A 14,771-nucleotide genomic window follows, 5' to 3' on the forward strand; every position below is an offset into this window, starting at 1 on the left:
CCGTCAACCGAGGTTGCTGGAGTCGAGCGTCCCGCGGATCCATGCGGCGGGCGGCTGTTCGGTATCGATATAGTCCCGGATCGCCCGCTCGGCGTCCGCAGGCGCCCTGCCGACGCCTGCCTGTGAGGCTATGCGGTCGATATGCGGGTGCCGGGCATGAACCCAGTCGAGGACCGTGAGGGCGTCATGGCCAGCGACAGTCCGGCGGGGAAAGCTCGGGGATATCCTGAGGCTGTCCGCGGTCGTGACGGTAAGGATCGATCCTTTGACGGGGTTGCGGGCATCGAGCTTGTTGGCGGCGATCAGCGCGGTTCCCATGACGGGCAACAATGTCATGAGGCCGCTTCCCATCGACACGAAATCGTCCGATCCCTCCCGCGTAACGGCGTCCTGGATGATCCTGGGCCATAGGCCCGAGATGTCGGCGAACTCGCCTTCGGCTATGGCCGCGCGGGCGAGGCATCCGGCGTTGGATATGTGCCGCATGAGCGCGACGGCGATGGCGGCACAGCGATCGAGCCGGGGCTCGTGAAAGTCCGCGACGATGATGAACCCGTCCCCGAACTGGTGGGCGAAGAGGCGGTCTCCGTCATCGCGATAAAGGCGGTTTCCGAGATTGTAGATACCCTCCATGAGTGCCCGCAGGCCCGCTACGGCCTTGCGGCCGCGCACCCATAATGTGCTGAAGCCTTCAACGTCGATCCAGATCGACCACCGCTTGCCGTCTTCGACCGGGACGGGCTCGCCCGAACCGTCATGCGCGCTGCCCATCGCCATCATCCTGTCATTACTGCGCCGGCACACCCGGCTACGTCGGCGGGCGGCTCGCACCGCTCATGGACCAGTCCAAGCCTCTGTCCGATCGAACGATCGAGCCCCCGACGGATCTGGACGGCGACATCTCCGCCCAGCTCATTGGGCGAGAGGCCCAGCAGAGCGATCAGGCGTCGGCGCAGCTCGGGGATATATTTGAGGAACGCACGCGCCTTGGGTTGCCCGGCCAATAGCGTCTCGATCGCGTCGAAGCTCCAGAGGATGGTGATCCAGCATTCCATGAAGTCGATGGGCATGCCGGCATAGTCACGCGCCATCATGAGCCGGGTGATTGCCGGACGGCGGCCGCAGAAGAAGCCGACAAGGATCCGGACGACGAAGCGTGGCCAGGACAGCATAGCCTCCGAACCGTCAAGACCGTGCGGCATTTCGGGGCAGCGCGCCTTGTAGAGGAGGAGCAGGATCCAGAAGCGCAGGCGCAGGACGTCGCCCGGTCCGAGCAGCTCTTCGCCGGCTTCGAGACCTTCGGCATAGGCAAGCACATGGCGTTCGTAGAGGCGCGCGTCGACAGGAGCAGGATCGATGGGCGCCTCCCCCGGCGGCGGAGGCCGCTCGGGGACGCCCCCATCCTCCTCCTCGGGATCGACGTTGTCTCTTTCGTCGTCAGGTTCGTCAAAAGCGGAATCATGATCTTCGTGCCGCAGGGGGTTTTGGCCGGAGAGAAGATTGAGGAAATCGCGGACGACGTCGCTATGGGTGCCGGCGAGACTGTTCGCAGCGGCAAAGCCGGCTCGCCCGCCGCCGGATCGCGCCTGCATGAACGTCTCGTAGCTCAGCGATACACCCGCTTCGGTCGCGCTGTCGCGCTTGCCCGAAGGCCCGCGCGCGGCCGCAAGCGGAGCAGAGCAGGTCGCATGCTCGAAGTCCGCTCGCGCGAGTGTCTCGAAGGCTTGATGCATCCAGAGGTCGAAATCGCTTCCCTGGATGAACGGGGCAAGCGCGCGGGCGACAGCGCCCGTGGCGATTTCCCTGCGCCGGCCACGCAGGAGATTGCGGTGCGTCACATGGGTGATGGTCGAGTGGAAATCGCCTGCGGTGTACCGTGCGAAGCAGAGCGAGTGATGGAGCCCCGGATCGAGGAGTGCGGTGCGCATGTCGCCGGACTGGGCGAAGGATGTGACCGGAAGGGCAAGGAGCAGATCAGCCTTATTGTCGAGAAGCTCGATGTCGCCTCTATCGAAATCCGGACCTGCGGGGCACCAGATGAGCATGCCATCGTCGAGGTCGAAGGTGCCGGGGTGTCGCGCCGCGATCGCCTTGAGAGGAATGGGCGCCGATAGGGTGCGCGGCGGAAGGTCGGACAGCGAGATGGGTTCCCCGTCAAGCCAGCGATCGAGTTCGAGGATTTCCCGTGCCGTGCCGCGGGGCAGCCTTCGATAGATGCAGGCCTCGGCGTTGGCGCCCACGGCCCCGGGAGCGCCCAGCGCCGCTGTCGTGCAATTGGCGCTGCCGAATAGGAGGTGGTCATGGCGGGCGGTGGTCGCAAGGAAGATCTTGGCGTGGGTGAAGCGCCGGGTGGGCCAGCCAAGTGCGACGATGCGAGGCTTGCCGGCGAAGGGCGCATCGACTGGAAACGCGTGGCCACTGCTGTCGATCGGAAGGATGATCCGGTCCGGCGCGAGGCGATGGGAGAGATTGGCGAGAGCCGCGAGATCATCGTCCCAATAGGGGCTGATGATCATGAGCGACTGCACCTTCTCGCCCCCGACGAAGGAGACGAACTGGTCGCCGATCCCTGCTTGGCCCGGCGCATGGAGGAACGCGATTGCCGACCCGTCCTCCAGTTGATGCAGGGCCGGCCCCGGCGGTCCGTCCAGCCAGGCTGCGCGCTCGCGTGCCCAGCGCAGGGCATCCCGGGCCGGAGAGCCGTGTGGGGGCACGAGCGCCTCCAAATACCGCCAGATCGACCGGACCATGGTCCGCTCGGGCCCCTCTTCATCCTTGCATTCGATCTCGATCGCGATTTCGGCATTTCCGGCCAGGCCTGCCGCGGTCAGATTGGCGGAACTGACGAACGCGCGTGCATTCTCGCGGCCGATCTGCAGAATGATCTTGGGGTGGAAAATCCCGTCCGCCGCTGGCGGACTATGGAGCGCATATTCGCGCCCCAGCGCTGTGGGGAGGATCGATCCATCCGAGAGGGCAAGCGAGGCCATGCGCGCGTCGGTGAGAAGAAGCAGGTTCGTTGCGCCGCTCGCGATGAGCTGCGGCAGGAGGATTTGCTCGACGGCGGCGAACTCCACGGCGAAGCTCGTAGCGACCGCGCTGTGAAAGGCGCGCCCGGGACGCCGGCCGAGGCGATCGGGAAGCCTCACCGGGACATTTCTAGGGCGCCAAGCCCAAGCGGGGTCAGCCCCTCCACATCGAGGAGATGGATGTCTTCGAGAAACTGGATCGCCGGCGCGAGGCGCGGCGTGGTAGCGACCGGCTGATAGCCCGAAAGGAAGACGAGGCGTCCGTCGCGCTGCTCGAACAGGAAGGTATAGTCGCGCTGTCGCCGGAGCTTCTGCATCGCGACCCAGCTGTGGCGCCGGACGACGCGCTCGATCACATAATCGCCGATCAGATCAGCGACTGTGTCGGACTCATGGCTTTCGAGCCAGTCCAGTTCGCTGCGCAGCGACCGTGCCGCTCCGCGGCCGGGCAGCCCGCGCGTCGCCGCTCCGGCGAGATCGGGTCGTGCCCGAAGCCGCTGGTGCAAGGCTGCCATGAGCATGATGGCAGGGACGGTCCGGCCGACCGGCGCGGCGCGGCTGTTGGTCAGCTCCTCCCATATGGCCCGATAGGGGAAGCTTAGCGGGTCCAGGCTCAGCCGAAGGCTGCGCCAGCTTGCCTGGAAGGACGCTTCGCCATGACCGGAGAGGTGGCCGACGACCTCCTGGCGGATATCGGAAAGCGTTGGCCCAGGCCCATCGGCGTTGATGATCGCGATGGCCCAGGCCAGCAGGGCAGCCGACGCCACCTGCATCAGATCCTGGCATTGATAGGCCTCCCAACTGAGGCGTTGGTCCTCGAGGTGCGCGGGCAAGGCTTCGGCCGGGGGATCGAACAGGTGCCAGCGGACATCCTCGGGTCCGGGGCGTCCGCCCGTGGCGCGCGCTGTCTCCAGGATGAGCCCGAGCGTGGCGGCGCGGCTCTTTGCGCTTTGCGCGGGCGATGCCTCGCGCGCGAAGAGCAGTGTTTCATAGAAGCGACACTCGTCGCTGTCGGGCGAGATATGCGAGGGCACGATCGGTTCGAGCCGTTCGAGTTCGTGGATGCTGATGCGGGCCTCGGCGATTTTCCGGGCCAGGAGTTTCGTGCAATCGGTTCCGACCGCTTGGGCGAAGAGATCGGCCGCGCGCCGGCCGAGATCGCGGGTGACGACCTGTATGCCGTGCCGGTTCTCGGTGAAGAGGCCCATTTCGGCCATTTGCGTATAATAGGCGCCGCCGAAGACACCGAGCGACTGGCGCAGATAGCGTTCCTGGGACGGGTCGGTCGATGCGGCGGCGGCGAAGTCGATGACCGGCTCCGCCGCGGCCAATCGGCGATTGGCCCATTCCACGCCGCCCACGCCGCCTTCCCCGGCGCGCGCGGAGACAAGGGCATAGAGGGCCTCGGCACGCCGTATCCAATTGCGCCAGGCCTCGAAGTCGCTGGAGGCGGCGCTGCGGGCATAAGTTTCGCTCAGCCAGCAATAAAAGCCGTAATAGCGCATCCGCAGGGTGACGTTGCTGATGCCGGGCAGCAGCGACTGGTAGAGGAGGACACCGCTATTCTGCATCCCGAGCGGATCGAGACCGCGCTTGTCGGCCTTTTCGGTCCATTGCGGCAATAGATGCAAAGTCTCCCCCGTCGACCGGCCCCGAAGCGGTCAGAATAGTCACCATATTCATGCCCAGCGCAAACGCGTCGCGCTATTCGCTTGCGGGGCCGATCCACAGCAGTTCCAGCAGGCTCGTTCCGCGCTGCCAGGCTTCGATCTGCACGGTCCTGTCGCGATGCGCATGCAGATCATCGGCTGTCTCGAGCCGCCACACGGGTCCATCCTCGGTTTCGAGCAACGGTCCGCGGTCCGTGAACCGCACTATGCCACGCAAGCGCAGCGGCGCGCCCCTGTCCGTCATGGCCGGCCACCGATGACGTGACGGGCAGCGCGCGGCGCGGACGCGGCATGCGGAAACAGCGAAAAGACCGATCGTGACATGTCCGGTCCATGGCATAGCCGGGATGGAGGTTGCAATATTGTTCAGTATATGTTCCTCATGCGCCCCAGAGGAACCAGCCATGATCCGCGACTATCTCGCTACCTATGATTTCAACCTGCCGCTGGATGATGCGGCCGTCGATCCTGAGCTGCCGCTGATCCGCCGCAGGCTGGCGAGCCTTGCCGCAAGCGAAGGCCTCAACGGCGGCTATTATGAGGCGCAGGAGTTGGCTGAGACCTTTCTTGACGCGGCGCGCGAGGCCAATGCCGAGATCGAGGACGACGCCAGCCCGGCGCGTCAGCGGCTGCGGGCGATCCTGGCGCGCGATCTCGACTATCAGCGCGAATTGTTCGAGGAGGTTTGCGAATTGCCGCTGGCGGAGGCGGCCGCGCATTTGTGCTGGCTCACCGGGTTGATGAAGCGGCGGGTCGACATGGCACGACCGATCGCGGCTATTCTGGGCAGATAGGACAGGCACCGCCAGGAGCGCGGCTGCCCCGAACCCGCCCTCATTGGCATGACCAACGGTTCAGAAGTCTCTACCCGGCCCTGAGCGGACCTTGCGGCGCCCTTCGGGCCTGCCTCGACGGACCTGACGCCCGGCGGTTGATCGGCTCCGGAGACATGATTTTGTGGACCGAACGTCCGTACAGAAAAGATGTCGTCAGCCCGATCCTGTCATGCCGGGCGGCGGGCAGTTTCCGATAAGCGAATAGGCGATAGCAACAATCCGACAGTGCAGCGATCAATTGCTTCGGGACATCAATGGGTTCGGACTTTCGCACCAATAGTCTTGCGAGGGCGTCTTGAGTCCGGCGGTCGATACGATACGATAAGTTTTCTCCGGGGGGCTATGACTTGCAGCAAAGGCCAGCGCGCCTGAGAAACGGGAACACCGTCAATCCTCGCGGCCTGCCAGGGTCGTGGCTTGCCTCGCTTGCGGCCATATGGTCGGCAGTCGGCATCTCAACCATGGTCCATGCCGCCACGAAGCCGCCCCGCATTCAGGCGGCGGCGTGTCAGCTTCTCGACGTGCCACCGGATTGGGCGCTTCGTAATCCGGTCGATTGCGGCTGGGTCACGGTTCCCGCCCATCGCGGTTCAGGCGACATGGCGCCTCTCAAACTATGGGTGTTTCGCATCCGGGCCTATGAGGATCCGGCGAGGAGCGAGCCCAGGGCCGTCATACGCATGGTGGGCGGACCGATACCGCGTCTTCAGAACATGTCGACCCTGGACAGTGTCGCCACGAGACTCAGCCGCAGAACGCACGATGTCATCTTCTTCGACTATCGGGGCGTGGGACAGTCCGAGCCGAGGATGGTCTGCCATGTTGATCCTGTGACGGGCATCGCCATCGCCGATCGTCTCGCATCGAAGATCGCGCAATATGGCGCCTGCCGCCGCCAGATTGCAGCAAGCGGGGTTGATATGCGTGCGGTCAACAGCCGGGACAACGGCCTGGACGTCGCCGACATTGCGCGCGCGATGGGCTATAAACATTATGCGATCCGCGCGGGATCCTATTCCAATCTGCCCGCGTTCGACCTCATGCGTACGCGCCCCGATGGACTTTATGCCGCGGCGATCGATACGGTTTCCCCACCCAATTCGCCGCTCGATAATTTCATCTCCGCCTTCGGTGACGGGATGGAGCGATGGCAGCGCGCTTGCGACCTGCAGCCGGCCTGCAAGGCGCGTTTCCCGGACCTGGCCGCAATGCTGGGCACAGCCTTCGATCGGCTGGAGCGGCAGCCGCTGGTCGTTTCGGGTCGACACATGACCGCGCCGGACATTGCGGCCGCGATCTTCGATCTTGGCTTCGACAGCGAGACGCTGCCCTTCGTGCCGCTGGCGATCGAGGCGGCGGCGAAGGGCGACGCGGCGCTGCTCGTGAAATGGCTCGCGGCCATGCCGCCCGGCGACTTCACCATGCCCGACATGACGGACCCGCTCGGGCCCACGCATGCGACCCTTGTATGTGCGGAGGGAAGCAAGGGACACAGCTACAGGTCGCTCCTGCAAGAAGGGATGGCGCGATATCCCTATCTCGCCCGCGCCGCCGGGCCGCTCTCCGCGGTCGATCGGTTATGCACGGCCTGGCGGGGTAACAAGCCGCCGGCCAATCTGTTCGACGCGCCGGCCGGCGACATACCCGTTCTGCTCCTCTCGGCGGCGCTCGATCCCTCCCGGTCGCCCGCCGACGGCCGGCTGGCCGCGCGCACGCTGTCCCACGCCACAGTCCTGGAGTTGCCCGGGAGAACCCATCTGGGCGGCGACGCCGACTGCCAATATCATATCGAGGCCGCCTTTCTCGCTGACCCCGCGCAGCCGCTCGATCACGGATGCGTCGAGGCCATGGACGATCCTGTCTTTGCGCTCGAAGGTTTTGAGCCGTTCCTGGACGGATTGAAGTAACCGGGCGCCTCATCGCGCGGCCGAACGCTCAGGCGCGGCCGGCGATGGTAGGCACCGATCGGACAAGGCGAAGCTCGTGCGGACGCAATGTGGCAAGGAGCTTCAGTTCGGCGGCTTCCATGTCCTGCGCGCTCACAAATGCATCGATGGTATACGCGCCGCGCGCGAAGCTGTCGGCCGGAGAGTCTGTCAGGCTGGTATGGCTTTTCGGCCAGCAGCACAGCATGAGCCAGGGCCAGTCGGGAGCCTGGGGCTCGTAGCGGGCCACGAGGATGTCCTCGATCTGCAGGGATGAGGGACGGCGATCGAACAGCGAGGGCGCGACAGGCGCGGAGCGCATTTCGCACAGGAACGCCTCGAATTCCTGCAATTCTGCCAGGCTTTCAAGGATGACGGGATAGTAGCGGTCAAGCGCGAGCCCGCGACCGGCGAAGCCTGGTGGAATATCGATCAGGAGAATATCGGGAAGCGTCGGCAACGAGCGCTGGTAGTATAGTCTCCTGGCGGCGAGATCGTCGATGAGGCGCATAGTGAGTAGGATCGGTGTTGGCGTCGTTCGCAGTCAAGCGGAGTTGCAGACAGATTGACGCGATCCTAGCTCAGGCCGCGAGGCGTTCGACGCCTTCGTTGAAGCGATCGATCCATTCGCGCATGGTCGGGCGCTCCCGCACGGGAATGTTCGCGGCCACGCGCTGGAAATCGATCAGATCGACGGGCGCGCCGGCGATGATCGCGTCAATCTCGGCTGGCGGCAGCAGAGCGCGTTCGCGGATGAATTGGGTCATGGATCCGGGCCGCTCACGCGTCGACGTCCGCCACAGACCCTCGACCGTCACGAGGCGCGGCGCGGCGCGAGCCTCCACCAATATGATCAGGCGCAGGCACCAGGGCGGCAGGGTCATCAGCTCGCTGGTTTTTTGGGCAAGGCAAAGCCAGCACGCCGACTTGATCGGTACAGGCAGGCCCTCGGCACGGATCCGCGCGATGCAGGCCTCGCGATCCCAGTGCCAGTCGCGCAGCGGGTACTGATAGTCGTAAAGGTCGCTGATATGGCCCTCGCGATGGGCATAGCGGCGGCTATCGGCGGGCGAGCTGTCATAGCCGATGAGCTTGACAACCTTGCCGCCCTGAGCCCATATTCTCTGCGCTGGCCCCCATTCATTAACCCATTGATCTTGGGGCTGTATTTTCCATTTTTGGCTGCAACTGTGGCGGCCGAAGCTGATCGACGGCAAGGTCGCATTGGTCAGGCAGTTTTCGAGCAGCGAGAAATAAGGCGGCCAGTGCTTGAAGCGCTTGGGCACATAGCGCACGACATGATGCTCGATATGGTGCCGGTCCATCCAGCGCTGGAAGATCGGCAGGAAGGCATAGGTCTCCTCGCGCTCGACCCCGGTGTCAGCTGTGAGCACTGCGGACAGGGGCAGCCCCCGCGCGACCCATTCGATGATCATCGCTGTGCTGTCGACGCCCATGCCCCAGGCGGCAATGACAGGGACGCCGGACATGGCTGCAAGGCAGCCGTCGTCGTTCGCCGCCGCGATCGGCGGTCGCATCGGGTCGTACATGGCTAATCTCCAGGAAAAATGCAGACGATTCGCGATGATGGATCGATATTCCGGGGCCGTTCTTCGCTACATCGCGGTTGACCAAACACCGCGTGCTTGCCATGTTGCCCTTATGGGGACCGCGATCTCCCCACGAGGCGACAGGCTGAAGAATCGCGTCCTGCATTTGGCAAAGGACGCATCGTGCCTGCTCTCAATACGATCCCATCGGATAAATTCGCACGCCTGATCGGTATCCCGACCGGGCCGGTTCTGATCGACGTTCGCGCCGACGATGAGTTCGCCAGCGAACCGCTCCTGATTCCCGGCACCTTGCGGCGAGCCTCGACCGACATCTCGGTATGGGCCAGTGAACTCGCTGGTCGCTCGGCGGTCGTGGCATGCCGCAATGGTGGCCCCCTGAGCCAAGGCGTCGCGGCCCGGCTGCGTCACGAAGGCGTCTCGGCCGAAGCCCTTGAAGGCGGGGTTGTCGGCTGGGCCGCCGCCGGTCTGCCGATGGTGCCCAACACTGTGCTTCCGGCACGCGACCCCGCCGGCCGCACCATATGGGTGACGCGCGGCCGGCCTAAGGTCGACCGCATCGCCTGCCCGTGGCTGATCCGCCGCTTCGTCGATCCGAGCGCGATCTTCCTGTTCGTGGCACCGGCCGAGGTGCAGGGCGTCGCCGAGCGCTTCGGGGCCGCGCCTTTCGACATCGAGGGCGATGGCGTCGTCTGGAGCCATCAGGGCGAGCTTTGCACCTTCGATGTGATGGTGAAGGCGTTCGGCCTGGGCGACTACACGCCACTGGGCCGCCTCGCGCCGATCGTGCGCGGCGCCGATACCGGCCGGCCGGATCTCGTGCCCGAGGCGGCCGGCCTGCTCGCCGCATCGCTCGGCCTGTCGCGCATGTATGCCGACGATCTGGAGCAGCTCGAAGCCGGGATGCTCCTTTACGACGCCTTCTATCGCTGGTGCCGCGACGCCACCGACGAGACCCATAATTGGGTCTCCCACCAGCCCTCTAAGGCGCGCGCCAAAGTCAAGGTGCGGTCATGAGCGGCGCGGTGACGGAGATACGGGCCAGCATCGCGGTCCCGCCTGCGGATCATGGTATCCCCTTTGGCGAGGCGGTCCGGGTATGGGCGCGGATCGCGTCGCTGAGCTTCGGCGGTCCCGCCGGCCAGATCGCGGTCATGCACCGCATCCTGGTCGATGAGAAACGCTGGATCGGCGAGGAACGGTTCCTCCACGCGCTCAACTATTGCATGTTGTTGCCCGGTCCCGAAGCGCAGCAGCTCGCCGCCTATATCGGCTGGCTGCTCCACAAGACGAAGGGCGGACTGGTCGCGGGCGCGCTGTTCGTGCTGCCCGGCTTCCTCGCCATCCTGGCTTTGAGCTATCTCTACGTGCTGCTCGGCCACGCGCCGCTGATCGCGGGTCTGTTCTTCGGCCTCAAGGCGGCCGTCCTCGCCGTGGTCCTCCAGGCGGTCGTCCGGCTCGGGTCGCGCGCGCTCAAGAACAATGTGATGCGCGGAATCGCGGCAGCAGCCTTCGTGGCGATCTTCTTCCTCGGCGCACCGTTCCCGCTCATCATCCTCACCGCCGCCGTCATCGGCTATTTCGGTGGGCGCAGCGGGATCGCCGCGTTCAAGGGCGGCGGCGGGCATGGGCCGGCCGGCGGCAATGTGGTCCATGATCGCGATACCGCGCTGGGCGAGGGCCTGCCCGACCATGCCCGTCCCAATCTCGCCTGGTCGCTCAAGATCTCGGGCGCGTTCCTGTTCCTCTGGCTGGCGCCGGTCGCCGCGCTGCTCGCATTCCTCGGCCCCGACAATGTGTTCACGCACATCGCGACCTTCTTCAGCCAGATGGCGGTGGTGACGTTCGGCGGCGCCTATGCCGTGCTGGCCTATGTCGCGCAGGAAGCGGTCGGCACCTATCACTGGCTCAAGCCCGGCGAGATGCTGGACGGCCTGGGCCTGGCCGAGACGACGCCGGGGCCGCTCATCATGGTGACGCAGTTCGTCGGCTTCCTCGCGGCGTTCAGGGATTCCGGCAGTCTGCACCCGCTGGTTGCAGCGACGCTCGGCGCGATCCTCACCACCTGGGTCACGTTCATGCCCTGCTTCCTGTGGATCTTCGCCGGGGCGCCGTTCGTAGAAGGTCTGCGCGGCAATCGCGCGCTGTCGGCCGCGCTGGGTGCGATCACCGCCGCCGTGGTTGGCGTGATCCTCAACCTCGCGCTCTGGTTCGCGATCCACACGCTGTTCCGTGAGGTGCGTCCGGTCCGGCTGGCGAGCTTTGCGTTCGACATGCCAGTGCTGGCCTCTCTCCATATCCCCGCTCTGCTGCTCGCGGTCGGCGCGGCGGTCGCCGTGTTCCGCTTCAAGGTCGGCATGATCCCGACGCTGGCGGTGACGTCGGCGATCGGCGTTGCGCTGTATGTCGCCGGCATAGTGGCATGATCGTCAATTCCCGCATCCCCATCAAATTCGACCGGAGACCATCATGAGCGACCCGCAGATCGACCGCCGCAACCTCCTCGCTGCCGGTGCCATAATGACCGTCGGCGCAGCCGCACTGGGGACGGCCACAGCCGACGCGCAAACGCCGCCGCCGGTGGGACCGACCGGGCGTGCCTTCACGCCGCAACCCGCACCTCTGCCGTTTGACCCCAAGACGATCGCGGGCCTGTCCGAACGGCTGCTCTTAAGCCATCACGACAATAATTACGTCGGAGCGGTGAAGCGCCTCGGCGCGATCACGACGCAATTTGCAGCGCTCGATGCAGCGAAGGCACCCGGCTTCACGATCAACGGATTGAAGCGCGAGGAACTCATCGCATGGAATTCGATGATCCTGCACGAACTCTTTTTCGCCGGCCTCGGCGCATCGTCGCAGCCGGGTAGGCCATTAGCGCAGGCGATCGAACGGGACTTTGGCAGCCATGACCGTTGGGCCGCTGAATTTTCGGGCATGGGCAAGGCGCTGGGCGGCGGTTCGGGATGGGTGCTGCTCCAATGGAGCCACCGGGACAACCGGCTGACCAATCAGTGGGCCGCCGACCATACAGCGACCTTGGCCGGCGCGACACCAATCCTGGCGCTCGATATGTATGAGCACGCCTATGCAATGGATTTCGGGGCGAAGGCGGGTGATTATGTCGATACTTTCATGCGTTCGATTGCGTGGGGCAATGCCGATCGCCTTGTAACGCGCTTTGCCGCAAGCTGACGTGACGATCATCATGCGTCGGCGGACGCCTCGTCTCCAGCACGCCGCTCCAGTGGCCGTGCTCCTCGCTTGTACCACGCCGGCGCACGCCCAGCATGCCCCGGCAACGGCTGCAACCTCGGATGGACTGGACATCAGCGGATCGATGCGCCTGCGCTATGAGACGGTCGATGGTCAGGTCCGCCCGGCTTCAATGCCAGCGACGATCTGCTCGACCTTCGCACGATCGTCGCGGCCACATATAGATCGGGACCGTTTCGCGCCGGCGCCGAGGTCTATGACAGTCGATCATGGCTCGCCAATTCCCGCACACCGATCTCGACCAACGAAGTCAATACGCTGGAACTCGTGTCGGCGTGGGTCGGCGCCGATTTCACCAACCCCTTCGGCGCAGGCACGTCGCTCGCCGTTCGGGCGGGCCGCATGCAGATCGATCTCAACTCGCGCCGACTTGTGGCGGCCGATGACTATCGCAACACCACCAATGGCTTTACCGGCTTGCGGGCCGACATCGGCGTGAAGAGCGTCAAGGCGACGCTGATCTATGTGTTGCCGCAGCAGCGTAGGCCCGACGACCTGTCGTCGGTGCTGGATAACAAGGTCCGCTTCGACCACGAAGGGTTCGATCAGGTACTCTGGGGCGGCATCCTGTCGCGGCCCAAGACATTGGGTGCAGCGACCATGGAGCTTGGGTTCTTCCATCTCGGCGAGCACGACACCGCCGGCCGTCCAACCCGGGATCGTTCGCTCAACACCATCGATTCCCGTGTCATCCGAAATCCCGGACCAGGCGTGATCGACTATGAGCTTGAAGGGATCTACCAATCGGGCCGGATCAGCACGAGCACGCTGACCGGCGCTCCTCGCATGCCGGTCAGCGCATGGTTCGTGCATGCTGATGTCGGATACACGTTCGCGGATGCGTGGAAGACGCATATCATGGCTGAGCTGGACGCCGCTTCCGGCGACAAGGCCGGAGGCACCTATACGCGGTTTGACAGCCTGTTCGGCATGCGGCGTGCTGACCTTGGGCCGGTCGGGCTTTACAATGTCGTCGCACGCACGAATGTAATCACGCCGGGCGTTCGCGTCGAAGCGGCGCCTTCGAAGCGCATTGATTTCATGATGAGCTACCGCTTGCTTTGGCTTGCCGAAGCAACCGACGCCTTTGCAGGGACAGGCGTCCGCGATGCGACCGGCAGTTCGGGACGCTTTGCCGGGCAGCAGTTCGATGCTCGCGTGCGGACATGGATCGTGCCGGAGCGGCTGCGCTTCGAGGTGGACGGGGTCTGGCTGGCCAAGGGACGCTTCCTGACCTCGGCACCAAACGCGCCATCGTCTGGTGATAGCAAATATCTGTCTCTTAACCTGACCGCCGCCTTCTAAGCTTTGCGGCCGGATCACAGATAGCGCGAACTTGCCCTGAAATTCTCGATTACCCTTATCGCGCCGCCCTCGTCCTCGATCATGGTAGCGATACTGGATAGATGAAGGTTCCGCGGCACCAGCATCGATTTAATCCACGCGTAAACGATGCTGAAGTGATGGAGCAGGCCGGGTGCCACCAGCTATTCGGGTAAGCGTGTCGCCCGGCCTGCTCCATCACGAAGGGCACTTAACAAACATCTGGATGGGTTGGAGGACCTAAGCTGCAACTGGGGCGGCCGAAGCTGATCGACGGCAAGGTCGCATTGGTCAGGCAGTTTTCGAGCAGCGAGAAGTAAGGCAGCCAGTGCTCGAAGCGCTTGGGCACTTAGTGCACGATATGGTGGCGGTCCATCCAGCGCTGGAAGATCGGCTGGAAGGCATAGGTCTCCTCGCGCTCGACCCCGGTGTCGGCTGTCAGCACTGCGGACAGGGGCAGCCCCCGTGCGACCCATTTGATGATGATTGCTGTGCTGTCGATGCTCATGCCCCAGGCGGCAATGACAGGCCCCCCCCCCGACAGCGCAGCCAGGCAGGCGGCGTCGTTCGCCGCCGCAATCGGCGGACGCTTCAGGTCGTACATGGCTGATCTCCGGGAAGGAGGCCGGAGCCCCGAATAACGGTCGCAGTGACGGGTGGTGGCCGATCCCGGAGGCCGGGTGGCCGCCATGTGTCGATGGCCCGGTTCCCGAGGCCGCGAGAGTCGCGGTGTGGGGTCGCTTAGAAGTCGAGCGGGACGCTGACCATTATGTCGGGGGGACATGGCCGCTCGGTCAGGAGATAGCCGAGGCGATTGACGGTGTGCATGCCATCGGTAATCTCGAGGCATTCGTCGCCGTCGATCACTGTCCAGACATTTGGCATGGGTTGCGAGCGAATGAAGGCGAGGTCCGGATCGGAGGCTTCGAAAAGGCACCCGCCCCGACCGAAGTCGAAACCGGCGGTCGCGAGCAGATGATTGGGGACGGGCTGGAACCTGTCCACGAACTCATCCTCGGTGAGGCTGAGAAATTGGATGGCAGGTGGAGCGGCGTCGGGCGCCTCGGTTTCGGGCTGGCGCGATATTCCGTTGGTCATGGAAGTGTTCCTCATCAAAGACAGCCGCTTTCGGCAGATGCAG

Annotated in this window: 14 protein-coding genes; 6 read left to right on the plus strand and 8 right to left on the minus strand. The window is 64.7% G+C overall.

Annotation, left to right across the window (positions count from 1 at the left end):
* Window positions 1-3: 3 nt before the first annotated feature.
* From GGQ90_RS21115 to GGQ90_RS21130, 4 genes are all read right to left on the minus strand, one after another.
* A complete protein-coding gene (locus GGQ90_RS21115) occupies window positions 4-771 on the minus strand; it encodes a hypothetical protein (RefSeq protein ID WP_188083853.1) in 768 nt (255 codons plus the stop codon).
* A gap of 5 nt (window positions 772-776) precedes the next feature.
* Window positions 777-3,149 carry a phospholipase D-like domain-containing protein gene (locus GGQ90_RS21120; RefSeq protein ID WP_188083854.1) on the minus strand — a complete coding sequence of 791 codons (2,373 nt, stop codon included), beginning with the start codon at window positions 3,147-3,149 and terminating at the stop codon, window positions 777-779.
* Window positions 3,146-4,660, minus strand: a complete 1,515-nt coding sequence (locus GGQ90_RS21125; protein WP_188083855.1) for a hypothetical protein — start codon at window positions 4,658-4,660, stop codon at window positions 3,146-3,148. The genes GGQ90_RS21120 and GGQ90_RS21125 overlap by 4 nt, the downstream gene beginning before the upstream one ends.
* Before the next feature lie 73 nt (window positions 4,661-4,733).
* Window positions 4,734-4,943 (minus strand): DUF5818 domain-containing protein, encoded by a 210-nt coding sequence (locus tag GGQ90_RS21130; protein WP_188083856.1) that lies wholly within the window; start codon window positions 4,941-4,943, stop codon window positions 4,734-4,736.
* 160 nt (window positions 4,944-5,103) lie between these two features.
* On the opposite strand from GGQ90_RS21130, the gene GGQ90_RS21135 reads away from it, so the two are divergent.
* Together GGQ90_RS21135 and GGQ90_RS21140 are read left to right on the plus strand one after the other, a co-directional pair.
* Window positions 5,104-5,493, plus strand: coding sequence for a hypothetical protein (locus GGQ90_RS21135; protein WP_188083857.1), 390 nt, complete (start codon window positions 5,104-5,106; stop codon window positions 5,491-5,493).
* Between the two features lie 755 nt (window positions 5,494-6,248).
* Window positions 6,249-7,442, plus strand: a complete 1,194-nt coding sequence (locus GGQ90_RS21140) for an alpha/beta fold hydrolase (protein WP_223178386.1) — start codon at window positions 6,249-6,251, stop codon at window positions 7,440-7,442.
* A 28-nt stretch (window positions 7,443-7,470) separates the two neighbouring features.
* Here the strand turns inward: GGQ90_RS21140 and GGQ90_RS21145 are convergent, their stop codons facing one another.
* Window positions 7,471-7,971: a hypothetical protein gene (locus GGQ90_RS21145; protein WP_188083859.1), complete on the minus strand. Its 501-nt coding sequence runs from the start codon at window positions 7,969-7,971 to the stop codon at window positions 7,471-7,473.
* A gap of 70 nt (window positions 7,972-8,041) precedes the next feature.
* Window positions 8,042-9,010, minus strand: coding sequence for an adenine nucleotide alpha hydrolase family protein (locus tag GGQ90_RS21150; RefSeq protein WP_246428356.1), 969 nt, complete (start codon window positions 9,008-9,010; stop codon window positions 8,042-8,044).
* A gap of 183 nt (window positions 9,011-9,193) precedes the next feature.
* Here GGQ90_RS21150 and GGQ90_RS21155 point away from each other — a divergent pair, with 183 nt between their 5' ends.
* The 4 genes from GGQ90_RS21155 (at window position 9,194) to GGQ90_RS21170 (ending at window position 13,612) form a co-directional block, all read left to right on the plus strand.
* The gene (locus GGQ90_RS21155) at window positions 9,194-10,048 is read left to right on the plus strand and encodes a chromate resistance protein ChrB domain-containing protein (RefSeq protein ID WP_188083860.1); all 855 of its coding nucleotides are present in this window, start codon (window positions 9,194-9,196) and stop codon (window positions 10,046-10,048) included.
* A complete protein-coding gene (gene chrA, locus GGQ90_RS21160; RefSeq protein WP_188083861.1) occupies window positions 10,045-11,457 on the plus strand; it encodes a chromate efflux transporter in 1,413 nt (470 codons plus the stop codon). Before GGQ90_RS21155 ends, chrA begins: the two co-directional genes overlap by 4 nt.
* 43 nt (window positions 11,458-11,500) lie before the next feature.
* Window positions 11,501-12,226, plus strand: coding sequence for a superoxide dismutase (locus tag GGQ90_RS21165; RefSeq protein WP_188083862.1), 726 nt, complete (start codon window positions 11,501-11,503; stop codon window positions 12,224-12,226).
* A 225-nt stretch (window positions 12,227-12,451) separates the two neighbouring features.
* Window positions 12,452-13,612 (plus strand): alginate export family protein, encoded by a 1,161-nt coding sequence (locus GGQ90_RS21170; protein ID WP_343053982.1) that lies wholly within the window; start codon window positions 12,452-12,454, stop codon window positions 13,610-13,612.
* Window positions 13,613-13,979: 367 nt separating this feature from the next.
* Here the strand turns inward: GGQ90_RS21170 and GGQ90_RS29380 are convergent, their stop codons facing one another.
* Together GGQ90_RS29380 and GGQ90_RS21180 are read right to left on the minus strand one after the other, a co-directional pair.
* Window positions 13,980-14,234: a hypothetical protein gene (locus GGQ90_RS29380; RefSeq protein WP_246428357.1), complete on the minus strand. Its 255-nt coding sequence runs from the start codon at window positions 14,232-14,234 to the stop codon at window positions 13,980-13,982.
* A 137-nt stretch (window positions 14,235-14,371) separates the two neighbouring features.
* On the minus strand, window positions 14,372-14,728 hold the full coding sequence (locus tag GGQ90_RS21180; RefSeq protein WP_188083863.1) for a hypothetical protein: 357 nt from the start codon (window positions 14,726-14,728) through the stop codon (window positions 14,372-14,374).
* Window positions 14,729-14,771: the final 43 nt, after the last annotated feature.

Origin of the sequence: Sphingobium scionense (genome assembly GCF_014197035.1) — a bacterium.
Classification (GTDB): Bacteria; Pseudomonadota; Alphaproteobacteria; order Sphingomonadales; family Sphingomonadaceae; genus Sphingobium; species Sphingobium scionense.